The sequence below is a fragment of the Thermomicrobiales bacterium genome (genome assembly GCA_037045155.1).
Classification (GTDB): domain Bacteria; phylum Chloroflexota; class Chloroflexia; order Thermomicrobiales; family CFX8; genus JAMLIA01.
Window position 1 is genome coordinate 629580 of record JBAOIG010000005.1, and the last position, 25413, is coordinate 654992.

The window sequence follows — 25413 nt, forward strand, 5'->3', positions numbered from 1 at the left end:
TCTCGGCTTTCGCGTGCGTATCAGGATATCGACCCGCGCAGGCAACGACCAGCGATTCGATCCGAGCCGGTCGGTATACTGTCGGTGTGAGTGAAAGTTGGATATCGGCGATGAACCACACGGGACTCCCGGCGTCATCGGCGGGCGACCCGATCTACCACCTGGCGACAGCGCTCCTCGCGACCGAGACCGTCGACGAGGCACTGTCTGCCGCGTTGCCGCTCCTTGGAACCGCGCTCGACACCGACCGAGGAATTCGGATTGATCTATCTCATGACCTCACTCCGGCATTGACACCCGGGTTCGCTATCCCGCTGATCGCGAAAGGCCGGGCTATTGGCGCTATCGTCGTCGATGGCGATGCGCTGGATCCCGAGCGCGCGAGCGCAGTGGCCGGCCTGTTGGCGACCGCGATTGCGACACGCCGCCACGCCGCAGTCGAGAACGAACGACTATTACAGGAAGCCTCGGGGCTGAAGATGGACGTCGTCTCAATGCTCTCTCACGAGATGCGGACTCCGTTGGCCTCGATCAAGGGCTATGCCTCGGCGCTACGGATCGAAGGGATCGGCTGGGACGCCGGGACGCGCGGTGATTTCCTCCAGACAATCGAGGAGGAGACCGACCGGCTGACGCATCTGGTCGAAGATATCCTCGAGTCCGCGGCGATTGACGCTGGGCTGTTGCGGCTTCAGCCCGAGCCGATTCTGATCTCACGCATCGCCCGGCGGGTCATCGACCGAATCAGCATCCAGACCAACCGGCACCGCTTCGTCGCGATGTTTTCCAGCAACTTCCCGGTCATTGAAGCCGACTCCCAACGGATCGAGCAGGTGCTGATCAATCTGATCGATAACGCCGTGAAGTATTCGCCCGACGGCGGGCTGGTCGTCGTCCGTGGCGAGGTGCGCGCCAGCGAAGTCGTCATCAGTGTCGTCGACCAGGGGACCGGGATCGCGCCGGAGCACCTCAACAAGCTGTTCGAGCGCTTCTTCCGCGCATCGCCGGAGCATCGCCAGCACATTGTCGGGACCGGGTTAGGGTTGCCGATCAGCGAGTCGCTCGTCCGCGCCCACGGCGGCAGGATCTGGGCAGAGAGCGCGGTGGGAAGAGGGACGACACTTTCGTTCACAGTGCCGATTCACGGAGCGGCGGAGCGTGATGTCTAGCTGGGCAGGGCAGACGGCGCCGCTCGATGCGCCGGCCGGCACACGCATCCTCGTCGTCGAGGACGAGCCGGCTCTGGTTCGTCTGCTGCGTTCGATCCTCGAGGCGGCCCATTACCAGGTCCGTATCGCGCCGGACGGCAAGCGAGCGCTGGAGCAGGTCGCGCTGGAAGCGCCCGATCTGATTCTGCTCGACCTGCTGCTGCCCGGCCAGATGGACGGCTACGAGGTCTGCAGACGCATCCGCGAGTTTTCGATGATCCCGGTCATCATGGTCACCGCGCGGGCGCACGAGGACGAGCGACTCCGCGGCTTCGAGGCGGGCGCCGACGACTATGTCACCAAGCCGTTCAGCGCGCGTGAGCTACTGGCGCGGGTGAAGGCGCTACTGCGCCGCTCGCAGGTGCCGGCCTCGACGTTGCCGCGCATCCGTCTCGGAGAGCTCGAAGTTGATATCGCCGCCCACCAGGTCGTTGGGCACACCGCGCCGGTCCACCTGACACCAACCGAGATGCGGCTGCTCGTCGTCCTTGCCCGCCACGCCAACCGTGTGGTGCCACATACGTCGCTGCTGACTGAGGTCTGGGGGCCAGAGTATCGCGACGAGGTTGATTATCTGCGGACCTATGTCCGCTACCTGCGCCAGAAGCTCGAGCCAGACCCGACGAACCCGCGCTATCTCATCACGACCCCCGGGGTCGGCTACCGCCTCGTCACTGACGAGTAGCTGCGGAGACAAGCGGCACAGCCCACGGAATGGTGAGAGCCGCCCTTCAATCCCACCTCGACCGGTTTCGCGCTGCCGAAAAGCGCACTCTCCCTCCCGCTCCAGCAGCGGTATCGGACATTTCGGCGGGCGCGCGCCGGCCAGAACGGCGAACTCTCATGGGTTTCTCATATGTGAATGCCTGAATCTCATGTTCTTCTCATGGCCCATCGCGCAGGATTGGAAGCGTGCTACGTCGTTGTGGCGCCAGCAATCGACAGGGATGAGAGAGGGACATGGCAACAACCACCGAGACGAAGTCAGCAACCCATCAATCTGCGGGCTCCAGCCTGCTCGAGGACGCGCTCAATCACGTCCGAGCCGCCGGCAGGCGACTGGGCATCTCGCAGGGCATGCAGAAGCTACTCGAAACTCCGGAGCGTGAGCTCTCCGTTGCGCTACCAGTCGAGATGGATGACGGGCGGCTCGAGGTCTTCCACGCCTACCGCGTCCAGCACTCGCGTCTGCGCGGCCCGGCCAAGGGTGGCGTGCGGTATCACCCGAATGTCGACCCCGATGAAGTGCGAGGGCTGGCCAGCCTGATGACCTGGAAATGCGCCCTCCTCGACCTGCCCTACGGCGGCGGAAAGGGTGGCGTCACCGTCGACCCGTCCAAGCTGTCGCGTCGCGAGCTCATCTCGCTCACCCGCGCCTACGCGGCTGCGCTCGTCCCGATCATCGGCCCACATGTCGACATCCCTGCGCCCGACGTCAACACCAACGACGCGACAATGGGCTGGTTCGTCGATGAGTACGAGCGCCAGGTCGGCAGGTTCGAGCCCGCTATCGTCACTGGCAAGCCGATCGCGCTCGGCGGCAGCGAAGGTCGCGGCGAATCGACCGGTCGTGGTGTCGCGCACGTTGCCAAGCAGGCGATGGATCGACTGGGCATCCCGGTCGAGGGTGCGCGCGTCGTCGTCCAGGGCTACGGCAAGGTCGGCTCGGACACGGTTCGCTTCCTCCGAGAGTTCGGCGTGAAGATCGTCGCGATCAGCGACGTCAGCGGCGGGATCTACAACCCGGCCGGGCTGGATATCGACGGAATCAACGAGCATGTCGCCAACCACCCGAAGCGCCTCCTCGAGGACTATTCGGGAGACAACGTCACCTGGATCTCCAATGCCGAGGTCCTCACGCTCGACTGCGATGTCCTGGTCCCGGCCGCGCTGGAGGGCCAGATCACCGTTGAGAATGCTGCCGACATCAACGCAAAGCTCATCGTCGAGGGAGCCAACGGCCCGACGACCGGCGAGGCAGACACGATCCTGGCCGAGCGCGGCATCAAGGTCGTGCCGGACATCCTGGCCAACGCCGGCGGCGTCGTCGTCTCCTACTTCGAGTGGCTCCAGGGCCTGCAGGGCGAGCGTTGGAAGCTGGACGATGTCCGCGTGCGGCTCGACGAACGGATGTCAACCGCGGTCGGCCAGGTCTTCGAGCGCGCGAAGGCAGAGGGTGTCACCCTGCGCGAGGCCGCGTTCCTGATCGCGGTCGAGCGGGTCGTCCTGGCGGCCAGGCTACGCGGTTACTCCAGCGCGGAGTAATGTGATGACGGGCTGGAGCAACCTCGCCGTCGACCTCGTCGACACAACGAGCAACATGATCGACGCGGCGGCGGCCGTGGTGACCGGCCGGCTCCACCTCGACTCCCCTCGTGATGTCCGCGCGCGTCTGCTGAGCGGTGACGCATTGGCGATCTCATACTTTCGCTTCGAGCTATCCCGACAGATCGCCTCTGCGCTGCTGACCATGGACCCGTACGTCATCGCCGTCTATGAGGAGCAGGATGTCCCCGAGTCGGAGGACGTCACCCCGGTCGAGGCATCGTTCGCGGAACCACTGAAGCTGTTCGTCGAGGTAGCGTGCAAGACCCCCGTATTGCCGGCGGTGATCGACGCGCTGAACGAAGCGCTGAGTCAGGCAATCGGCGGGTTGCTGCCGGAACCACCACGCGGCTATATCGAGGCGATCGTCGTCGACGAGGACAACCGCCGGCTGCTGCGACCTCGCGCCTATGGTTATCATCCGGCGCCGATCCTCCTCGCGGCCCGCGAGGATACCGACAAGCCGGAAACCGAGTGACATAATTACCCACTGTGGGCCAGGCGAGATGCCTGGCCCACATCGTTCCCGTCCATCATCCCCATTGACGCGTGTCTCATTCGCTGCGACCCTTGCGAACCTGGTGGGGTATCGCCCATCGGAGGGGGAGGCATGGATGAGCGCGGCGACACGGGAATATCCGGCGTCGGTATCCGTGGTCGTTGTCGGTGGCGGAGTGACCGGGACATCGGTCGCCTGGCAGCTGGCGCGGCGCGGGATCGACGTCGCGTTGTTCGAGCAAGAGCATCTGGCCTGGGGCGCCAGCGGCCGCAACGGCGGCCAGACCGGCGTCGAGGCAAACTACGGCAGCGGCATCATCCCGCATCGTCTGCGCTCGCTGGAGATCTTCCGCGAGGCCGAGCGCGAGCTGGGCGAGTTCGAGTACGACCAGTGCGGCCGGCTCAGGCTCTGGCTCGGAGAGCCCGGCGAGCACCCAATTCCCGACCCGACCCGGCCAGAAGCCGATGAGTACGCGCTCGGCGACGAGATACTGACTGGCGACGAAGCTCGTGAGCGACTGCCGCTCCTCTCCGAGCGAGTGATCGCCGCGCGCTGGGTGCCGACCAGCGGCCGGCTCTGGCCGTTCAAGCTGGTCCATCGCTTCGCCGAGGGCGCGACGAGACACGGCGCGCGGATCTACAACGGCGCGACGGTCGAGCGACTGGTCGTCGCCGATGGGCGCGTCCAGGGGGTTGTCGTCGACGGGCAGATGGTGCGGGCGCAGTGGGTCGTCAACGCCGCGAATGCGTGGGCCGGCCCGCTGGCAGACACGGCCGGGCTCAAGCTGCCGGTCATGCCCTGGCGCGGGCAGATCGTCGTGACCGAGTCGGTTCGACCGATGCTGCCGTTCACCATGGGCCACTTCGTCCACCGCAGCTCGAACTACTGGCAGCAGACACGCGACGGAAAATTCGTCATCGGTGGCTCACGGGTGCTGGACACCGTTGGCCGCGACAACCTCCACGACCGCAGCGTGTCGCCCGACATTCTGCAGAAGACCCTCTCGATGCTGGTTGCGGCGTTGCCGGCCCTTCGGGACGTGCGGATTGTCCGCGCATGGGGCGGGACGATGGGGTTTACGCCGGACGGCAACCCATACATCGGTGAGACAGAACTGCGACGGGGGCTGCTGCTAGCCTGTGGGTTCAGCGGCTCGGGCCTCTCCTGGGCGCCGGTGGCGGGGGAGCTCCTGGCCCAGATCGTGGCTGGTGAGCCGCTATCGCTGTCACTCGACCCGATTCATCCCGACCGCGAAACTGGCCAGCTAGCTGACGGCGAGGTTGCATGACGTCGACGCCAGGCGAGCGACACGGGCCCCGGCGGGTTTTCTACGGTTGGTGGATTGTCGTCGCCTCGGCCGGGGTCCAGATGCTTCAGGCCGGCCTGCTCCAGCAAGCCTACGGCGCGTACGTGTCGGTGCTGCTCGACCAGTTCGGCTGGAGCAAGACAGCGCTCTCGTTCGGCTACTCGCTTCAGCCGGTGCAGAGCGGGCTGCTGGGGCCGGTTCAGGGCTGGATGATCGACCACTGGGGGCCGCGCCGGGTCATGCGCACCGGCATGCTGATGTTCGGTAGCGGCTTCATCCTCTTCAGCCGGATCGACTCGCTGCTTCAGTTCTACGGCGTTTTCATTCTGATGGCGGTCGGTTCCAGTCTGGCCGGCTTCATGTCGATCACGACGACACTCGTGCAATGGTTCGAGCGCCGGCGAGCGACCGCAATGAGCCTGTCGCAAACGGGCATGAGCATCGGCGGCATGCTCGTGCCAGTCGTTGCCTGGTCTCTCGCAACCTACGGATGGCGGCAGACTGCCTTCGTGTCAGGGATCATCATCCTCGTCGCCGGGCTGCCGCTCACACAGGTAATGCGAACCAACCCCGAGCAATATGGGCTACATCCGGACGGCGTTGCGACAGCCGATCTGATAGCGGAGCCCGACGAGGCCACCGGGCCGGCCCGGGATGTCGCGACTCGGGTGGACTTCACCGCGCGCGAAGCACTGCGGACGCGCGCCTTCTGGCTGATTTCATTCGGGCATGGCTCGGCGCTACTCGTCGTGTCAGCCGTGATGGTTCATCTCATCCTCGACCTGGAGCAGAGCCGTGGCTTCTCCCTCGGTGAGGCAGCGACTGTCGTCGCCGTGCTGACGCTCGTCACCGCGCTGGGGCAGATCGCAGGTGGATTACTTGGCGACCGATTCCAGAAACGCAAGATTGCGGCGCTGGCGATGTTTGGCCACTCTGCCGGATTGCTGGCCCTCGCCTGGGGCGGAGCGTTCTTCTGGTTGATCGTGTTTATCTTCGCCCACGGCATCGCCTGGGGGATGCGTGGGCCACTGATGCAGGCGATGCGCGCCGATTACTTCGGCCGGCGCAACTTCGGCACGATCATGGGCTTCTCGAGCCTGGTTATCAACGTCGGGATGGTTTCCGGGCCGCTGATCGCCGGCGGAATGGCGGATCGCTTCGGCAACTATCAATATGGCTTTACGCTGCTCGCGATTTTCGCCGCGCTCGGCTCCATATTCTTCATCTTCGCCACACCGCCCCCACCACCCGTGCGACACGGTGATGGGCTGGTGTAACAGCGGAACGCTGGCGGCAGGCGAAGCAGGCCGGCGTCGCAATCTCAGTCTGCCGCAACCGCCTCCGACAACATGATGTCGTCGATTACCAGCGCCGGCTGCGCCGCGTTGCCCTTGAGCATGCCCTTGACAAGCGCGTAGAGGACGGCGTGGGAGGTGTGGAGGCGATTCTCGGCCTGATCGAAAACGACAGACTGCGGACCGTCGATCACCTCGGCAGTGACCTCCTCGCCGCGATGCGCCGGCAGGCAATGCATGAAGATCGCGTCGCGCTTGGGAAGATCGCTCATCAGCCCCTGGGTTACCCGGTACGGGGTAAGCTCGCCAAACAGCTTCGCGCGCTCGGCTTCGCTATCGCCCATCGAGAACCAGGTGTCGGTGTAGACCGCGTCCGCTTCCCAGACCGCCTGATACGGGTCGGTCGTCAGCTCGATCGTTGCGCCGGTCTGCTTGGCAATTGCCTTCGCCTTGGCGACGACGAGCGGGTCGGGTCCGTAGGCCTGCGGGGTCGCGGCAGTGATCGAGACGCCGGCCATCGCGGCGGCCTCGATCAGGCTATTGAGCACGTTATTGAACGCGCCGACGTAGGCCAGCTTTCGTCCCTCGAAGGTTCCCCACTTCTCCTTGAGCGTCAGGAGGTCGGCCAGGCTCTGCATCGGGTGGTGGCCATCGGTGAGGGCGTTGATAACCGGGATCGTCGCGCGCTCGGCGACCAGCTTGACATCATCATCGGCATAGGTGCGGATGACGAACGCCGATGCGTAGCGACTGATGGCCATCGCGGTGTCCTCAAGCGTCTCGCCGCGACCGATCTGCAGGTCGTGTGAATCGACCGACGAGGGGATGCCGCCGAGCCGGGCGACCGCTGTCTCGAACGAGAAGCGCGTGCGGGTCGAGGGCTTGGCGAAGTAGAGCACAACGGTCGAGCCGGTCAGCAAGCCATGATGCTTGAGCGGGTTCGCCTTCAGCTCGCTCGACAGGTCGAGCAGCATGTGCAGGTCGTCGATCGACAGGTCCGAGGTTCGCAAGAGGTCTTTCATCATCATGTTCTCCGATAGCTCCAGGAATCAACGCAAGTACCAGGTCGTTCGCCACGAATCGTGGCGGCAGCGGCCTGATGCACCTGGCGAAACCGGAAGAAGAGCCGGGGCGCCGGGCGTCAGGCGTTACGCCTGCGCCTTGTAATGCGCTCGATATTCACTGAATTTGCGGAGTATCGGGTGGGAGTGGGGGTAATCTGCGTGGGGTTCATGGCCGGCTCCAGACGAATCGAACGGACGAACAGAGAAACAACAGACGGCGGCTAGCCGCGCCTGCTTCTCCTGGTCCTCGACTCGCTGAAGATTCGGGTCACAACATCTCCTCTATGGCAGCACGCCATGATCCACGTTGGACGACTCTACCATCGCGTCGACCAGCAGTCAATACCCTTGCGAATGACGATGCAGTATTCTGACACCCGACTTCTCGCTCGAGCGGAGACAGACGACGTGAGCATGCGGCGGCGCCTCGACAAGGTCGACACACGCATGACACGAGCGTCGCGCCGCATGCGCGCGGATATCGGCGCCCTCGGGCCAGGGCTGATCACCGGGGTCGCGGACGACGATCCCTCCGGCATCTCGACGTACACCGTTACCGGCGCAACCCAGGGCTACCAGCTCCTCTGGCTCAGCATTGTCACGTTGCCGATGATCATCGCGGTGCAGAGTATCTGCGCTCGGATCGGGATCGTCCGCGGGCAGGGCCTGGCGCAGACGATTGGCGAACGCTACGGCCGTGGCTGGCTCATCCCGGTCGTGGGGCTGCTATTCATCGCGAACGTGGTCAATATCGGCGCCGACATCCTGGCTATCGCGGCGGTCACCGACATGCTGACATCGATCCCTACTCGCTGGTTGGTCGCGCCGATCGGCATCGGGATCGCGCTCGTTCAGGTTATCGTCCCCTACCCACGGTTCGCCCGCTATCTGAAGGTTCTGACACTGGTTATCTTCGCCTACGTCATCGGCGCGTTCTTCGCGAATCCGGACTGGGGAGCCGCACTCCGTGGGACGTTCGTGCCAGCGGCGGACTGGTCGGGGCCCGGGCTCCAGACCATCGTCGCCGTCCTCGGAACGACGATCTCGCCCTACCTGTTCTTCTGGCAAGCGTCGGCGGAGGTCGAAGAGGAGGAGCAGATGGGCATCGTAGCCGGGAAAGCCGATCCTGGAGAGATCTCGCCGATTATCCGGGGCGCTCGCCTGGATATCTCGCTCGGCATGCTGCTGTCGAACATCGGCTTCTACTTCGTCGTTCTCACTTCGGCAGCGACGCTCTTCGCCAGTGGCCAGACCAACATCCAGACGGCGGAACAAGCAGCCGAGGCGCTGCGGCCACTGGCCGGCAACGCGGCCTCGATCCTGTTCGCCGTCGGCATCATCGGCACAGGTCTGCTGGCGATCCCGACGATGGCCGGATCGGTCGCCTACGCGGCAGCCGAGCTGTTCGGCTGGCCCGAGGGGCTGAACAACACGTTCCGCCGCGCGCCGCAGTTCTATTCCGTTATCGCACTGGCAACGCTTCTTGGCATCGCGATGACCTTCACGAGCCTCGGTGAGATCCGCGCCCTGTATCTGTCAGCCATCCTCAACGGGCTGATCGCGCCGCTACTGCTCGTTGTCATCATGCTGCTGGCCGGCGACCGGGCGGTGCTCGGGCAGTTCACCGCCGGCCGGACTGTCAGGTTCATCGGTTGGACGACGACCATCGCGATGCTTGTCGTCGCGATCGTGATGCTGATCGGGCTGATCCCGACCTGAGGCCGGCGCGCCGCCCGACACGCCAGCCGACTGATTGACGAATTTGCCCGGCCGGCCCATGGCTCGCTTCTCGCCGCTACGCCGCCTGGGCCATCCGGCAGTAGCACGATGCGCGGATCGGGATATCGGCGCGAGCAATAGCGAGATCGAGGCGTGGTCGGATCATCGCGGCCAGATCATCCTCGCCCAACCTGACGAGACACTCGTAATAGCCATGCAAGCTCCAGACGTTTTCCGGGTGCTGCCGTGCCCGCGGCAACGAACCATCCAGACCCAGATCTGCACGGTAGACAGCCGCAGCATCTGCGACGCGGCCCTGCTCCAGTAGCAGCGCCCCGTAGGCATGACGGGTCGGCTGCATCCAGCCCCAGGGCTCGTCGTAGACCAGCCCATCCTCCAGCTCGATCGATCGACGCAGGTGGGCAAACGCAGCGTCGTAATTCGCCTTGCGGTACTCCAGCTCGCCCGCCAGCATTTCAGCGGCGATTGCGAGGATGTCATGGCAGCGATTGTTGAACAGGTAACGATCATCGGGCACCCGCTCGGTCGCCGCGACAAAGCGCCGCTGCTCCTCCTCGGCCTCGCGAACCCGACCCGTCGCAGAGAATGCTACCCCCCTGGCATAGTGGATCATCGCGGTCGTCACAGAATATAGATCCGGGTCATCCGGCAGCGGCGTGTCGATGATCTCCTGCCAGCGACCGAATCGGATCAGCACGTGCAGCTTGACCGGCATGAACCCTTCCAGCCAGTCAGCCATCGGAGGCGACTCGACACGCAGCAGCTCTGGCGGGATTGTCGCAATCACCTCGTCGGCTGTATTCAACGCAACCTCCGACTGGCCCAGAAACATCGCGCCGTACACCTTGAAGTGATAATTATGGACACGATATAGCGTATAGAAGTTCATTGCGCCTTCACGCTCGCGATACTTCTCATCGGCGATAATCGCATCATGGTTGGACGCGACAACCTGATAGTAGTGCCCACAGAGAACATCGATATGTGTCGGCATGTGTCGGAGATGGCCGGAATCTGGCGCAAGATCACGCAGCCAGTCCGATGCGCGTAGCGCCAGCTCGGGAAACGGCGACATCTCCATTAGATGAATGTACATGTGCAGCACGCCGGGGTGGACGCGGCTGGCCGGATTCTCCAGCGCACGTTCAAGGATCGCCCGCGCTTCATCGGTGTCGGCATCATCGGCGACGCCGCCGGTCGACAGGTCCCAGAGCGCCCAGGGAGTGCGGTTCATCAGCGCCTCGGCGGCCAGCGCGGCGATATCGAGGTCGTCAGGATGGCTGGCGTAGACTGCTCGCATCGCGGCAGCATACGCATCGGTCCACGGGGCAAAATCCTCCGGTGGCTCGTCTGCCTGGTAGCGCGACGCGAGCGCCGCGATCAGCGCGCGTTCGGCCGGCTGCGCGCCACCGGCCAACGCGGCAGCCTGCTCCGTGGCCGCGTGCGTCCTGGCGACAGCGTTCGCCAGATCGACGCGGTCGAACATCTCCCACGTCTTGTTGTAATTCGGGCCGGCCGCGTAGGCGATGCCCCAATAGGCCATTGCGCACGACGGATCCGCCTCGGCTGCTCGCTCGAAGCAGCGGATAGCCTCCTCGTGGTGAAAGCCATAGATCCAGCTCAGGCCACGGTCGAACCAGCGCTGAGCGTCAGATGAGGCCGTGGTGACCGGACGGGTGTGAGCGCCGAGATCGAAATAATCGGTCATCAGGTTGTTCCTTTGCTGCGTTACGACTGTCTCGGGGAACAATCGCGGGAGACGGGGCGGGCCAACGAACTACCAGTCATGAGGATCAATAGTGGAGGATGGCGAGCCCATTGTCCACTGATCCTTGCCGGCCGAGGCGAGATGAGCCTACGATGGCATACCTTCTGCGTCGTCTGGAAGTGCCCGGCACGGACGCGAGGCCAGCTGCAACGAGGCGGCGCCCGCCGTGCCGACTACGGGGGAAGGGTTCAGTAGCTGCATGGCTAACGGTATTGTCGTAATCGGCGCGGGGATTGCTGGTGGTAGAGCAGTCGAAGCGCTCCGAAAAGAAGGGTTCGAGGGAAACATTACCCTGGTCGGTGCAGAGCCGGAGTTGCCCTACGAGCGTCCCCCTCTTTCCAAGGGGTTCATGACAGGCGAGATTGCAGAGGGTGCGTTCACCATCACGTCCGCCGAGCAATATGCCGATCAACGCATCGATGCCCGACTGGGCCGGCAGGCTACAAGCCTCGATCCGACGAGCAAGAGCGTGACACTGGACGACGGTGAGACGTTGGAATACGACCAGTTGCTGATCGTAACCGGCGCTTCACCAAGGCGGATGACGGTCCCGGGCCACGAGCTCGCCGGCATCCACTACCTGCGCACCCTGGCCGATTCACGGGCGATCCGCGACGACCTTGCCAACGCTGAGAACGTGGCGATTGCCGGGATGGGATTCATCGGCGCTGAGCTCGCGGCATCGGCTCGCACACTCGGCAAACATGTGACGACGATTGAGTCACAGCCTGTGCCGCTGGCGCCCGCGCTGGGCCACGAGGTGGCCGAGCGGATCGTCGGTATCCATCGCAGCCACGGCGTCGAGATGTTTACCGGCGAGAGAGTTACCGGCTTCGAGGGCAATGGCCGAGTCCAGCGGGTTGTCATGGCTTCTGGCCACGCCGTTCCTTGCGACATGGTTGTCGTGGGAATCGGGGTCATACCGAACACACAGTGGCTCGAGGGGTCGGGGATCGAGATCGAGAACGGCATCGTCGTCGATGAATACTGCCGGACGAGCCTGCCAGATGTTTTCGCGGCCGGTGATGTCGCCAACTGGTGGAGCCAACGGTACGGTCGACGGCTGCGAATCGAGCACTTCGACCACGCCGGCAACCAGGCGGTTGCGGCGGCGAAGGTGATGCTCGGGCAGGATAAGCCGTACGACCCGGTGCCGTATTTCTGGTCCGACCACTACGACATCAGCCTGCAGGTGGCCGGCACGACTCGCGATCACGACGAGGTGATCTTCCGAGGCGCCGTTGCCAGCGGGTCGTGGTCGGCGTTCTATCTCGCGAGCGGCGAGCTACGCGCGGCATTGTCCGCGAACCGATTCAAGGATTTCTCGGCGGGACGGAGGATGCTACGGGCCGGCACGCCCGTCACCGCCGACCAGCTTGCCGACGAAAGCATCGAGCTGAAGACGTTACTCGCCTGACACTACGGGTACATCTCCTGGCTCGCGGCGTATCGCATCGTGCTTCAAGTAGAAAGGGAGCCTGCCATGCGCAGCAGAGCACGACTTTTCGGCCATCCGATTCACCAACAGCTGATCGTCTTCCCGCTGGGACTTCTGGCGACGGCGACACTGTTCGACATCATCAACCGGATCTTCGGCTGGACCAGCCTCTCAGCGGCTGCGTACTACATGATCGCGGCTGGAATCATCGCCGGCCTCATTGCCGCCGTATTCGGATTCATTGACTGGACTGCAATCCCCAACGGGACGCGGGCGAAGCGGGTCGGGCTGACCCACGGCGCGAGCATGTTCGTTGCCGTCGTCCTGTTCATCATCGCCTGGTTCCTGCACGACCACAGCAACCCATCGGCGTTGGCGCTCGTCCTCCAGATCGTCGGCTCAGGCATCGCGGTCGTCGGCGGCTGGCTCGGCGGCGAGCTGGTCGACCACCTCGGCATCGGCGTTGAGCCGGGCGCAAACCCCGACGCCGCTGGCTCGTTCGATCACGAGCCGGCCGGCGACGGTGGGCTGGCCCACGGCTGATTCGATGACGCCGCATACGCGGGCGGCGGGCGGCTCATGCCCACCCGCCGCCTATCCGCCGATTTCCGACTACAGCCTGATCGGCAACTGCCGGAGCGCCGCGCTGATCGGGCGCGACGGCGCGATCGACTGGCTCTGCTGGCCTCGCTTCGATAGCAACGCCATCTTCGCCGCGATCCTCGACCAGGGTCGCGGCGGCACGTTTCGCATTCGACCAGTCGGGGACGCTGAGATTCAGCGCCGCTATCTGCCCGGCACGGCCATCGTCGAGACCACCTACCGCACGTCTGGTGGCGCATGCGTCGTGCGTGACCTGATGCCGGTCGTGGACGAACGAGACAAGCGCACGATGCTCGTGCCGGAGCACGAGATCCTCCGGGAGATCGAAGGGCTGGCCGGCGAGGTCGTCATCGAGGTCGAATATGCCCCCCGACCCGGTTTCGGGCTTGACAGCCTCCGGCTCGTCGATCGCCATGGTTTCGGAATCTGGTGCGAGGCGGGCGGCGCGCTTTACTTGCAGAGCGATATCCCCCTTACGATCAGTCGTGACGGGCAAACCGCATCGGGCAGTGCGCCCGTGCAAGCGGGGCAGCGGCGGTATCTCTCGCTCGGCTTCTCCAGCGACGGGCCGGCGGTCATTCCTCCGCTCGGCGACGCGGCGCGCGAGCGGATCGAGCGCGCGGGCGCGTGGTGGAGCGCGTGGGCCGGCCGCTGTCAGTACGACGGACCGTATCGCGAAGCGGTCGTCCGCAGCGCGATCACGCTCAAGCTCCTGACGTTCGCCCCGTCCGGCGCAATCATCGCCGCGCCGACGACGTCACTCCCCGAACAACCCGGCGGCGACAAGAACTGGGACTATCGCTTCTGCTGGCTCCGCGATGCTTCCTTCACCGTCCGGGCACTCTACGATCTTGGCTACACAGAAGAGGCAGAGGCGTTCGTGAGCTGGACGCTGCATTCGACACGACTCTCGTGGCCGAACCTTCGGGTACTTTACGATGTCTACGGCCGGCAACCGCGGGGCGAGCGAGAGCTTCAGCATCTCGAAGGATTCGCGCAGTCCCAGCCGGTGCGTGTCGGCAATGGCGCGCAGGGGCAGTTACAGCTCGATGTCTACGGAGAGGTAATTGACGCCGCATGGCAGCTCGTCGCGCGCGGCGGCAAGATCGACCGGCAGACAGCGACGCTGCTTCGCGGGCTGGGGGAGACGGTCTGCCGGCGCTGGCGCGAGCCCGACAGTGGCATCTGGGAGCCGCGCGGCCCGCTTCAGCACCACACCCACTCGAAGCTGCTGTGCTGGGTCGCGCTCGACCGGCTGCTGGCGCTCCAGCACACGCAGGGGTTCGAGCTCCCGGTCGCGCGGTTCGTCGCCGAGCGGAGCGCAATTCGCGCTGCGATCGAACAGCAGGCATTCAATCCGCGGCTGGACGCCTATGCCGGAGCATTGGGCGGCGATCAGCTGGACGCCAGCGTCCTGACGATACCGCTCTACGGCTTCGTCGACGCCAGCAGCCTGCGGATGCGCTCGACGTGGGCAGCGGTGGATCGGCAGCTGGGCAACGGCGCATTCGTCTACCGCTATCGGACGCCGGGGGAAGTGCCCGACGAGGGAACGTTCGCCATCTGCGCCTTCTGGGCGATCCAGTGCCAGGCGAAATCCGGCGACCAGGCTGGCGCGACCGCACGCTTCGATCGGCTACTCGCCTGCGCCAATGACGTCGGGCTCCTCGCCGAGGAGATCGACCCGCGCGACGGCGCAGCGCTGGGCAACTTCCCGCAAGGGTTCAGCCACATCGGCCTGATCAACGCTGCGCTGGCGCTCTCCGCGCCGCCGGCGCAGCGCGATGTTCCCACGCATATGCCGAACATAATGGAAGCCGGGCTAACTTGATGAACTGGACGGGTGTGATCCTCTGGGGATTCGTCGCGACGGTCTTTCTGACCGGCATCGTGTCGGCGGCGCAGGGCCTGCGGCTGACGCGGATGAGCATCCCCTTCATGCTGGGCACGATGTTGACACCCGACCACGACCGCGCCCAACTGTTCGGGACGATGATCCATTTCGCCAATGGCTGGCTGTTTGCCTTCGTCTACGCAGCCGCCTTTGAGAGCTGGGGCCGCGCAACATGGTGGGCCGGCGTGGTGATCGGCATCGTCCAGGCGACATTCGTCCTGACGGTCGGCATGGCGTTCCTGCCGGGGATGCACCCGCGAATGGCCGGGGAGCAGCGCGGCCCGACCCCGACGCGCCAACTCGAACCGCCCGGATTTCTCGCGCTCCACTATGGCCGGCGAACACCACTGGTCGTCTTCGCCGCCCACCTGATCTACGGCGCAATCCTCGGCGGCTTCTACCATCTGGCCGGCTAGACCCGGCGTTTAGCGCACGCACAATCGGCCGGTGTCGAGACTGTCGGTCACCACTCAGCACCATAACCAGCCCGTTTGACCTGCTACCATCCGACTCGGCCGTCGCTCGGATCGATCGGTCTCCGTCTCTTCGGCCCACTACGAGAGGATGATCCATGAATGACGGATTGGTCGATGCCTTCAACCATAGCGCCTGGGCGACGAACCTCGTCCTCGATACATGCCGCGGCCTGTCAGACGAGCAGCTGAGCTCGGCAGTGACCGGCACCTACGGCAGCATCATCGCCACGCTGCGCCATATCGTGTCCAGCGAGGCGAGCTATTATCGGCGGCTCTCCGGAGAGGACGTGAGCTGGCACAACGACGAGATCGAATCGGCAGACATCGCCACACTGACAACGCACGCGGAGGACATGGCCGACCGCTGGCAGCGCTTCCTTGCCACGCCGTTCGATGCCGAGCGGACATTCATCGTTCCCTGGGACGAGGGAGTCGAGCGCGATGTGCCGGCCGGCGTCGTGCTCGCTCAGGCGCTGCACCACGCGGGCGAGCATCGCACCCAGGTCTGCACGACGCTGACGGCGATCGGCGTGCCGCCGCTGGAGCTGGGCGTCTGGGAGTTTGCCGAGGCCACGAACCGCGCGCTGGTGCGAACAGGCTGACGTGAATAACCCGGAACCGGACGCCGGTCGATACTCCGAGTACACCAGCGCGAGATGGAGGCGTTGTTGCACTACAACGGGCTGGCCATCCGCGAGGTCTACGGCGACTGGGACCGCAGCCCGCTTACGCGCGCAAGTCCGCGGATGATCTATGTCTGCAACGCGCGCGCCTGACACGAAAAAGCCCGCCCCGCGCGATGCGGGGCGGGCCAGACCTATGCACCGAGATGACTAGCCCTCGAAGTACCAGTTATCGATGTCGTAGATCTCCATCTCCCAGGAGGAGTCGACGTGGCCCTTGAGCTTCTTCGAGAAGCCGACGAGGCCGCCGCGATGGACGAGCCCGATCCGGACGACTTCGTCGACGACCAGGTCGTTCATTCCGATGAACAGCTTGACCTGCTTAGCCGGGTCGAGCTCGGTCTTGGCCTGGACCCAGAGCTTGTTGAAGTCCTCGTTGACCCAGCGGTTGTAGTTGCCGCCAGACCACTGGTTCGACTTCTGGGCGAGATCCGTCGCCGGGTCGGTCGACTTGAAGCCCGACATGTAATCCAGTGGGTACGTGCTGGTCGGGCCATTGGTGAACATACCGATGTCGGCGTAGAAGTGCGAGATCGTATCCGGGTTGCCAGCGTCTGACGAGAAGAAGACCCCAGCATCGATCGCGCGGAGCTCAACGGCGATGCCAAGCTCCTGCCAGGACTGCTTCAGGATCTCCTGTGTCTTCTGGCGCACGGGGTTCACCGTCGTCATGTAGGACAAGGCCAGATCCTTGCCGTCCTTCTTACGGACAGTGCCATCCTTCGTCCAGCCGGCCTCGTCGAGGAGCGCGGCCGCCTTGGTGAGGTCATACTCCATTGACGTATTCGGGGATTTGAACGAGGACGGCGCGACGAGCGTGTTTGGTGATGCCGTGCCGGCTTCGCCGTACAGCTGGGTCGCGATCGTCTCGCGATCGGACGAGATACGAATCGCGTCGCGCACGCGCTTGTCCTTGAAGATCGGGTGCTGGGTGCTGGGCTCCGATCGCGCGCCGTCGACCTCCGTGTTCGGGTCGGCAAAGTTGATGAGCAACTGCTCGACGCTGTTGCCCGTGGTTGCGATCAGCACACCGGTGGTGGCGCTGGCCGCCATCTGCTCGGCGATGGTCTTCTCGATCTGGAGATTCCACGCATAATCGGTTTCGCCCGATTGAAGCACGGCGCGCGCGGCAGCTGTCGCGTCGCCGCCGCCCTTCAGCTCGACCCGGCTGAAGTACGGCTTGTCGGCCTCACGATACTTCTCGTTGATCTCGTAGAGGACGGTGTCGCCGGGGCGGAACTCCTTGAGCTTGTACGGGCCGGTGCCAATCGGGCTGAGGTTGAATGGCGCGTTGCGGGCGGCCGTTCCGAGGACGTCGGCGAGGATGTGCTTTGGCAGCACCGCGCCATTGAACGAACCAGCGAAGGCACTGAACCAGCCGGGATTCGGCTCGGTGTACTTGAAGGTGATCGTATGGTCGTCGACCACCTCGACAGCGGAGATGACATCATAGACAGCGAAGGTCGTTGCGGCGACGTCGACATTCGTCGTGTATTCCCAGGTGAACTTGACATCTTCGGCCGTGAACGGCTCGCCGTCCGACCAGACGACGTCCGGTTTGAGCTTCCAGGTGACGCTCATCCCATCGGCCGCGACGCCGCCGTTCTCGAGCGACGGAATTTCGGCAGCTAGCACCGGCTGAAGCGACCCATCAGACATAACGTTGGCGAGTGGCTCAAGGATCAGTCGCGCTGCGAGGCCGTCCTTGTCACCCTGGGAGAAGTGGGTGTTGAGTGTGGTCGGCGCCTGCCAGACGAGCAACCGCACGAGGTCACCCTTGCCACGGCCCTGCCCGGGTGTCTCGCCGCCACTCGGCGTCGTAGCCTCGGGCGACGCTTCACCGCCGGCTGGCTTGGTCGCCTCGCCGCCGGGCGCGGTCGTCGCTTGTGGCGCGCTCGTCGGAGTGGATTCCGAGCCGCCGCAGGCCGCCAGCAGGCCGGCGATAATCGGCGCGCTCAGCCCGAGCGCGGCGCCGCGCTTCAGCACGTCACGGCGATTCAGGCGGCCGGCCACGATGCCGCTATACAAGTCGTCGATTCGATCATCCTTCAATGTCTCACTCCTCCAGATACCCTCATCCGCGCGGCACAACTGCTTGCCATCAGGCCCGCACGACACCTGATGATGTGCCCGCATCCCGCGTTGCTGTCGGATCGCCAGCCACTGGCAAACACCACGGCCGGCGCGACGCAACAAGGTCAGACGTGAGTCTCATGACCCGGACAGGACCGAGCCGCGCCGGATATTCGGCGCTTTCTATAGGGAGTATACGTTCCGGACACGTCCGCTGGTCGCATGACTCACTGTTGCGCAACTCACAGGGCATGGCCGGCCGGGTCGCAGAAGCCTTCGATATCGCCAGTGCCGACGGTGCTACAGTCGAGCGAAGCGCAAGTAGCGGATGCGCTCGTTGAAGAGTTGCAGGCCAGCGACATTGCCGTAGCCATCGCGGGTCACCGCGAGTGTGTTGCCCCCATAGCCGTCGATCGCGAAGAAATCTGGCGCGAGCGGCCGCAGCGGGCGCAGACCGTTCTTTCCTTCGCCGAACGAAAGCACACCATCTTTCAGGCTCATCCGGTAGATCGCGCCGATCTCGGGACAGGAGTAGCTGCCGACAGTTGCGGCGAGATTCTCGATGTCCGGATCGAACGGCGCCAGGCGCGAGGAGACGCGCATGTCACCATGGCGATCGATCTCATGCAGCTCCAGCGCGTCGTCAGGGCCGTCGAATCGCACCTCGAAGGGCGGCTCGTCGGCGCGGAAGCGGCGGTGACCGATTGGAGTCAGCGTGAGATCGTCACCGAACAAGGATGGCATCCGCAACAGCCCATCACGCAGCGTCACCTCGCGCACCTGCCGGGACGGCGACGCGTGGTAGACACCGGTCAGCGCCGCCAGCTCGTCCTCGGCCAAATCGACAACAGAAGCATCGGCGACATCATCCGCGCCCAGCCGGTCGGCGATGACGATATCAGCGACCTTCAACGCCAGCAGGCCCGGCTTCATCGAGCCGAGGTTGCAGAGGATTACAACGCCGAGATCGGATTCGGGGAACCATGTCACCTGCGCGCGGTAGCCGGAGTCGCTCCCACCATGCCCGATCATCCGCTGACCACGATAAGCGCCGACACTGAGACCGAAGCCATAGTGTGTCGGCGCGCCGCTGTTCAGCGCGCCGCTCGTCATCGCCAGATCCATGATCGGGCCGGCAACCTCACGCGTCTGGTAGTTGCGCACCCAGTGGGACAGATCCTCGACGGTCGTGAACAGACAGATCGCCCCGACGGCGCTGACCGTCGAGTTAGCGACCTTGACTCCGCCGTCCTCACCTGGGCGCTTTGCGTAGGCGCTCGTGCGACGGGCGACGATGGCGCTGTGGTCGTCGTGAATGTGGCTGCTGGCCATGCCGGCCGGGTCGAGCAGTCGCTCGTGGACGAACGAGCGGAACGACTGGCCGCTCACTCGTTCGACCACGAGCGCCAGCAGCGTATAGCTCGTATTGCAGTAGCGGTTCTCGTCGCCGGGGGAAAAGTTCAGCCGCTCGTGCCGGTAGGCGAAGTCGAGGACGTCGGCGAAGGTCTGCGTATCATCGTCGCGCCAGCCGGCCAGACGGAACAATCCATACTGGTCGCGAAGCCCGCTGGTGTGATGGATGCATTGGCGGATGGTGAACGGAGGGAGCGCGTCGGGCAGCTCGGGCACGTATTGGCGAACTGCGTCGTCGAGCGAGAGCTTACCTTCGTCGGCGAGCAGGCCGACCGCGAACGCGGTGAATTGCTTCGACACCGACGCGACGTGAAAGACCGAGTCCGGCGCGATCTGGATCCCGTGGTCGAGGTTCGCCATGCCGTAGCCGCGCTGATGGATCACCTCACCGCCCAGCAGCACGGCGATCGCTGCGCCGGGGCTATCGGCGCGGTCCCACTCCGCAAACAGCTCGTCAATCCGCGCGCTGAACTCGCCCTGCACCACATTACCCATATTCCGATTCACTCCGTCCCGTCTGAAAAATTGCCGACCAACGACGCAGAATAGCACCGTCCCAGCCTGGACTGGCAAGCCCGACATAATAGGTCGCCAACGTCAAAGTGGCACACACGTTGGCGCGGCAGCTACCCCGTGGCCTGTCATCTTGAGCGCACGCGAAAGATCTCTCCTGCGTTGGACTGTATCGAGCGGGTGGGAGATCCTTCGCTGCGGCTCAGGATGACAGGAGAAGGGGCGGGCTGCCGATCGGACAGTCTGACGTTGACCGCCTGCATAGTCCATTCAACGAATCCGAGGCGGGCGGGCATTGCTGACGGCGCATCGATCGGTGATGATCCCCGGCAATCCGGTGAGCTTGCTGGCATGAGGGGAGAGCAACGTGGGCGGGATGGTGGTGGCGCCACAGATTCCAGCGGTCGAGACGGGCGTTGGAACCCTGCGTAATGGCGGCAATGCAATCGACGCGGCGGTAACGGCAGCCTTCGTCCAGATGGTGGTCGACCCGCAGATGTGCGGGATCGGCGGCTTCGGCGCCGCGACGGTGCGGACGGCGGCAGGCGAGGAGGTCTGTGTCGATTTCAACGGCACGGCCGGCTCGAAGGCCACACCGGAGATGTGGCGGGACATCGTCATCGAGCAGGACTGGACCGGCTACGGCTACCACCTCGAAGGCCGGGTCAACGACGTCGGCTACGGCTCGATCATGACTCCCGGCACCGTCGCCGGTATTGCCGAGCTGCTGGAACGCTTCGGCACGATCTCCTGGCAGGACGCGCTGCGGGATGCCATCCGCATCTCGGAGGAAGGTCATGTCGTCACGCCGGAGCTGTGGCAACTGTGGAACATGCCCGGCTTCGGACAGCACATCTCGTTCGGCGAACGGATGGCGGCGACCGAGACGTCGCGGGCGATCTACTACAAGCCCGACGGCTCCGGCTACAAGCCCGGCGAGCGGATCGTGAACCCCGACCACGCACGCGCTCTCCGGAGGCTGGCCGACGGCGGACCGCGCGAGTTCTACGAGGGCAGCCTAGCGAAGGAGCTGGCCGCCGATCTGGCCGCCAATGGCTCATTCATCACCGCCGAGGACCTGGCCAGCTATCGCGTGCGCGTCTCCGAGCCGATCCGGGTGAGTTACCGCGGCCAGACAGTGCTGACCAATCCGCCGGCCGGCGGCGGTGTCTGCATGGCCGAGACCCTGAAGATCATCGAGCATGAGGACATCGCCGCTCTGGGCCTCAACAGCGTCGAGTACATCGACCTCGTTGGCCATGCAATGAAGGCCGCCTACCACGACTGGTACGGCATGGTCGCCGACCCGACGTTCCACAACGTGCCGGTCGACCTGCTGCTGTCGGACGAGCGGGCCGACGAGTGGTACGCGAAGATCAAGGCCGGCGAGCGGTTCGACGTGCCGCGCTATCCGGAAGCGCCGACAACGACGCACATCACCGTCGTCGATGACGCCGGCAATGCGATCGCGCTGACTCACTCGCTCGGCGCGAGCAGCGGCGTCGTCTCACCGGGCTACGGCTTCACCTGGAACAACATCATGAATGCGGCTAACCCGCAGCCGGGCCTGCCAAACTCGATCGCGCCGGGCAAGTCGCGGATCACCGGCATGTGCCCGACGATCGTGCTGCGCGATGGCGAGCTGGTGCTGGCGCTCGGCGCGCCGGGCGGCACACGGATCATCACCGGGGTATTGCAGACGCTGTTGAACGTTCTCGACCACGGCCTCTCGGCGGTCGAAGCGGTCTCGGCCCCGCGTTTCGATTGTCAAGGCGATCTGCTGGACTGCGAATCGCGAATTCCGATCTGGGTGAAGGCGGAGTTGGCCGGACGCGGCTTCCAGATCGTCCCGAACCCGGCCCCGTACGGGCAGTTCGCGCTGGTTCAGGCCGTCACCCGCGACCCGGCGACTGGCCGGCTCCGTGGCGGCGCAGATCCGCGATCCGGCGGAGCGGCGATGGGCTGCTAGTGGCAAGAGCGTCGGGTGTGAAAGCCCTCAACCATCGCGCTCGCCGGCCATGGAGATCAAACGACGCGCGATCCCGAGATGCGGTCCGATCCGGGACAGGTGATTGACGAGCGCATCGGTGGCGGTATGCAGTTCCTCGTCGGTTACCGGGTCAAGCACGTCGAGAATGAACAGCGCTGAGGTCGTCGTGTCACTCAGTTGCGTTCGACGGGCCTGACGCCAGTTCCAGCGACGACAGGTCACGCCCGCGTCGTCGAGCCAGATAACCTCGCCTGGCTCGGGGTGCTCGATCACGACCTCGCCATCCGCCATCGTGTCGAACGACTCGCTGCCGGTGGCACGGATCAACCGCGGCGGGCCACTGTATCGATCCAGATCCTCACCGCCGAGGGGGATCTGGTGGAGGACTGAGATAGCGTTGTAGATATCGGTGAGCCGGTTCACTCGCGGCAGCCCGGTGGGCGCGCGACGGAGCAGCGCCTCCAGACTGTTCCGGGTCCGTTGCGGCTTCGCGCCGAACGCCCGGTAGGCATCGCGCCAGGTCGCGACACGCGGGAGCTGGTCGGGCGGCGCGCTGCCAAGCGCCACGACCGCAACTGATTCTGCTTCCTGCAAAAGCGTCCCGCTCGCCTCATCGCTCGGGCCGGGCGTCAGGTGGGCGACCGCCAGCAACATGACGCGATAGTCGGGCCGAAGCGCGAACACCGCGTCATCGACCGAAGCGCCAGCGAGAAACGCCTGCGGAGTATGCTGATGATTCATCTCTATCCTCTCCACGGGGAGTGCATTCCAACGCCCGCGCATCATAACTGTGCCGAGCTGCAGTCAAGAACGCCAACTCCGTACCTGAGGATGTGGCGGACTTGACGTCGTTCGATCCCATATTCCCGGATTCCTGAATTCCCGATCTCTATATGATCGGGAATTCGGGAATTTCGTGGGGAGCATTGACGAGCGCCACATCTCGCGGTCTCATGCGACCATGCGTCCTGACAGAGAACGACCAGTCCGAAGGAGGAGCGTGTGGACGATTGGCGAGGGGCAACGGAGTCGGCTGACGAGTACGGGGTACTGGCGGCACTCGAGGTGATGATGCCGATGCGCGACGGGGTGCGGTTGGCGACCGACGTGTACTTTCCGGCGCGTCTCGATGACCCGGCCGACCGCGCCGAGGGGCTGTTCCCGGTCCTGCTGGTCCGGACTCCGTACAACAAGCGCGCCGACGACACACGGATGCGCGCGGAGTACTTCACGCGGCGTGGCTACGTCGTCGCGATCCAGGATTGCCGCGGGCGCTACCGTTCGGAGGGCACGTTCGCGTTTCTGACCCAGGAGCCGGAGGACGGCTACGACGCGGTCGAGTGGCTGGGCGCGCAGCCATGGTCTACCGGCAAGGTCGGGATGTTCGGGACGTCGTACCTCGGCTGGACACAGACGGCGGCGGCGGTGCTGAACCCGCCCAGCCTGGCGGCGCTGGTCGTCAATCAGGCCGGCGCGAACGCCTACAGCAGCTCGGTGCGCCAGAACGGTGCGATGGAGCTGCGCTTCCTGGCCTGGGCGTTTATGGAAGCGGCGACGCACCCGGAGGTTGTCGTCGATCCGGTTCGCAAGGCGGCGCTGGAGAGCGTCTCGTCGCTGGAATGGCTGCGCCAGCTGCCGTTGCGGCCAGGCCTGTCGCCGCTGGCGATGGTTCCCTCAATCGAGCGCTGGGCGCTGGACCTGTACACCCGCGGGGACTACAGCGAGTACTGGGACCACCCTGGCCTCAACTTCGCGAAGTTCTGGGACAACCACTCCGACGTGCCGATGCTGCTCTGCGGCGCCTGGTACGACTCGTACACCCGGGCGACGCTGGAGAACTTCGCCGGCCTCTCCGAGCGCAAGCGTGGGCCAGTCCGGCTGCTGATGGGGCCGTGGACGCACGGGATGGTCGACGTCAGCTACTCGGGTGACGTCGAGCTCGGCCCGACCGCGCCGGTGGCCGGCAACCTGGCCGAGACGTTCGACCACCTGCACCTGCGCTGGTTCGACCACTGGCTCAAGGGGATCGACAACGGCGTCGGCGAGGAGCCGGCCGCGCGCGTATTCGTCATGGGCGACGGCGGCAGCGCGACCCGACGCACCCGCGACGGCAAGCTCTGGCGTGGCGGGCACTGGCGCGAGACAGACGTATTCCCGCTGCCCGGCACGACACCGGTGGCGTTCTATCTCCGCCCCGATGGCGGCCTCGGAACCACGCAGGCGGAAGCAGGCGGGGCATCGACCACGTTCCGCTACGATCCGGCCAACCCGGTCCCGACCGTCGGCGGCAACCTCTCATCGCTCTCCGACGCGATCCCGATCGTCGGCGACGAGCGCGGTCGGATCACCTACGAGCAGCGCTGGAACAGCGTCGTCTCGATCGGCGGGCAGGACCAGCGCGACCCGGAGAGTGGCATGCCACTGGCAGCGCGCGACGATATCGTCGTCTTCCAGACCGAGCCACTAGCCGAGCCGCTGCAGGTCATCGGCGCACTGGAGGCGACGCTCCACATCTCATCCTCCGCGCCGGATACTGACTTCACCGTGAAGCTGGTGGACGTCTTCCCGCCGTCGGCCGACTACCCGCACGGCTACGCGCTGAACCTCTCCGACACGATCTTCCGCTGCCGCTACCGCGACGATCCGGCCAGCCCGACGATGATGACGCCGGGGGAGGTCTACGAGCTGACGATCCCGATGTACGGCACCGGCGCGGTCTTCGGTCGCGGCCACCGCATCCGGGTCGACATCTCGTCGAGCAACTTCCCGCGCTTCGACCCGAACCCGAACACCGGCGAGCCGATCGGTCGCCACCACCACACCCAGCCGGCCGACAACACCATCCACCACGACGCCGCGCATCCGTCGCGGATTACGCTGCCGGTGGTGGCGATGGAGTGACTGTTGATCGAGGCATCGAAGTAGTTTGTTCGCTAGTCAGCTAATACATAGTGGTGTGTTAGCTCGGACTCCAGAACACGATGTTATACAATTGTGGTGACTGGACTACAAGCGAAGGTTGCGCGCCGCGAACGAGACGTGGTGTCTTTTTCCACGCGGGCGCTACAGTGGCACAACGCTTCCGGGAAATGGGAGCTGAGATCGATCGGAACGTCTCATTACCC

Annotated in this window: 19 protein-coding genes; 14 read left to right on the forward strand and 5 right to left on the reverse strand. The window is 64.9% G+C overall.

The features are described from left to right. Positions 1-110: 110 nt before the first annotated feature. The 6 genes from V9F06_13080 (at position 111) to V9F06_13105 (ending at position 6615) form a co-directional block, all read left to right on the forward strand. Positions 111-1169, forward strand: coding sequence for an ATP-binding protein (locus V9F06_13080; GenBank protein ID MEI2618541.1), 1059 nt, complete (start codon positions 111-113; stop codon positions 1167-1169). Continuing rightward, complete coding sequence (locus tag V9F06_13085; GenBank protein MEI2618542.1) at positions 1162-1893, forward strand: response regulator transcription factor; 732 nt, start codon at positions 1162-1164, stop codon at positions 1891-1893. Before V9F06_13080 ends, V9F06_13085 begins: the two co-directional genes overlap by 8 nt. Positions 1894-2168: 275 nt before the next feature. Continuing rightward, positions 2169-3473, forward strand: coding sequence for a Glu/Leu/Phe/Val dehydrogenase (locus V9F06_13090; protein MEI2618543.1), 1305 nt, complete (start codon positions 2169-2171; stop codon positions 3471-3473). A 4-nt stretch (positions 3474-3477) separates the two neighbouring features. After that, a complete protein-coding gene (locus tag V9F06_13095; GenBank protein ID MEI2618544.1) occupies positions 3478-4011 on the forward strand; it encodes a hypothetical protein in 534 nt (177 codons plus the stop codon). 136 nt (positions 4012-4147) lie between these two features. After that, on the forward strand, positions 4148-5320 hold the full coding sequence (locus tag V9F06_13100) for an FAD-binding oxidoreductase (GenBank protein ID MEI2618545.1): 1173 nt from the start codon (positions 4148-4150) through the stop codon (positions 5318-5320). After that, positions 5317-6615: an MFS transporter gene (locus V9F06_13105; GenBank protein ID MEI2618546.1), complete on the forward strand. Its 1299-nt coding sequence runs from the start codon at positions 5317-5319 to the stop codon at positions 6613-6615. The genes V9F06_13100 and V9F06_13105 overlap by 4 nt, the downstream gene beginning before the upstream one ends. 44 nt (positions 6616-6659) lie before the next feature. Here V9F06_13105 and argF read toward each other — a convergent pair whose 3' ends face one another. Continuing rightward, positions 6660-7661, reverse strand: a complete 1002-nt coding sequence (gene argF / locus V9F06_13110) for an ornithine carbamoyltransferase (GenBank protein ID MEI2618547.1) — start codon at positions 7659-7661, stop codon at positions 6660-6662. Positions 7662-7994: 333 nt separating this feature from the next. Here argF and V9F06_13115 point away from each other — a divergent pair, with 333 nt between their 5' ends. Continuing rightward, on the forward strand, positions 7995-9416 hold the full coding sequence (locus V9F06_13115) for a divalent metal cation transporter (protein ID MEI2618548.1): 1422 nt from the start codon (positions 7995-7997) through the stop codon (positions 9414-9416). 76 nt (positions 9417-9492) lie between these two features. Here the strand turns inward: V9F06_13115 and V9F06_13120 are convergent, their stop codons facing one another. Continuing rightward, the gene (locus V9F06_13120) at positions 9493-11145 is read right to left on the reverse strand and encodes a hypothetical protein (GenBank protein MEI2618549.1); all 1653 of its coding nucleotides are present in this window, start codon (positions 11143-11145) and stop codon (positions 9493-9495) included. 259 nt (positions 11146-11404) lie between these two features. Here V9F06_13120 and V9F06_13125 point away from each other — a divergent pair, with 259 nt between their 5' ends. The 5 genes from V9F06_13125 (at position 11405) to V9F06_13145 (ending at position 16218) form a co-directional block, all read left to right on the forward strand. Next, complete coding sequence (locus tag V9F06_13125; protein ID MEI2618550.1) at positions 11405-12622, forward strand: FAD-dependent oxidoreductase; 1218 nt, start codon at positions 11405-11407, stop codon at positions 12620-12622. A gap of 66 nt (positions 12623-12688) precedes the next feature. Beyond that, positions 12689-13186, forward strand: coding sequence for a DUF2231 domain-containing protein (locus tag V9F06_13130; protein ID MEI2618551.1), 498 nt, complete (start codon positions 12689-12691; stop codon positions 13184-13186). Positions 13187-13190: 4 nt separating this feature from the next. Continuing rightward, positions 13191-15077, forward strand: coding sequence for a glycoside hydrolase family 15 protein (locus V9F06_13135; protein MEI2618552.1), 1887 nt, complete (start codon positions 13191-13193; stop codon positions 15075-15077). Further along, on the forward strand, positions 15077-15556 hold the full coding sequence (locus tag V9F06_13140; GenBank protein MEI2618553.1) for a hypothetical protein: 480 nt from the start codon (positions 15077-15079) through the stop codon (positions 15554-15556). Before V9F06_13135 ends, V9F06_13140 begins: the two co-directional genes overlap by 1 nt. A gap of 155 nt (positions 15557-15711) precedes the next feature. After that, on the forward strand, positions 15712-16218 hold the full coding sequence (locus tag V9F06_13145) for a DinB family protein (protein MEI2618554.1): 507 nt from the start codon (positions 15712-15714) through the stop codon (positions 16216-16218). Positions 16219-16449: 231 nt separating this feature from the next. On the opposite strand, the gene V9F06_13150 is transcribed toward V9F06_13145, so the two are convergent. Both V9F06_13150 and V9F06_13155 read right to left on the reverse strand, forming a co-directional pair. Next, positions 16450-18351, reverse strand: a complete 1902-nt coding sequence (locus tag V9F06_13150) for an ABC transporter substrate-binding protein (protein MEI2618555.1) — start codon at positions 18349-18351, stop codon at positions 16450-16452. A 321-nt stretch (positions 18352-18672) separates the two neighbouring features. Next, positions 18673-20280 (reverse strand): serine hydrolase, encoded by a 1608-nt coding sequence (locus V9F06_13155; GenBank protein MEI2618556.1) that lies wholly within the window; start codon positions 20278-20280, stop codon positions 18673-18675. Positions 20281-20674: 394 nt separating this feature from the next. On the opposite strand from V9F06_13155, the gene V9F06_13160 reads away from it, so the two are divergent. Continuing rightward, on the forward strand, positions 20675-22267 hold the full coding sequence (locus tag V9F06_13160) for a gamma-glutamyltransferase family protein (GenBank protein ID MEI2618557.1): 1593 nt from the start codon (positions 20675-20677) through the stop codon (positions 22265-22267). Positions 22268-22294: 27 nt separating this feature from the next. Here the strand turns inward: V9F06_13160 and V9F06_13165 are convergent, their stop codons facing one another. Then, positions 22295-23029 carry a phenylalanine--tRNA ligase beta subunit-related protein gene (locus V9F06_13165; GenBank protein MEI2618558.1) on the reverse strand — a complete coding sequence of 245 codons (735 nt, stop codon included), beginning with the start codon at positions 23027-23029 and terminating at the stop codon, positions 22295-22297. Between the two features lie 261 nt (positions 23030-23290). On the opposite strand from V9F06_13165, the gene V9F06_13170 reads away from it, so the two are divergent. Continuing rightward, positions 23291-25189 carry a CocE/NonD family hydrolase gene (locus V9F06_13170; protein ID MEI2618559.1) on the forward strand — a complete coding sequence of 633 codons (1899 nt, stop codon included), beginning with the start codon at positions 23291-23293 and terminating at the stop codon, positions 25187-25189. The last annotated feature ends 224 nt before the right edge of the window (positions 25190-25413 follow it).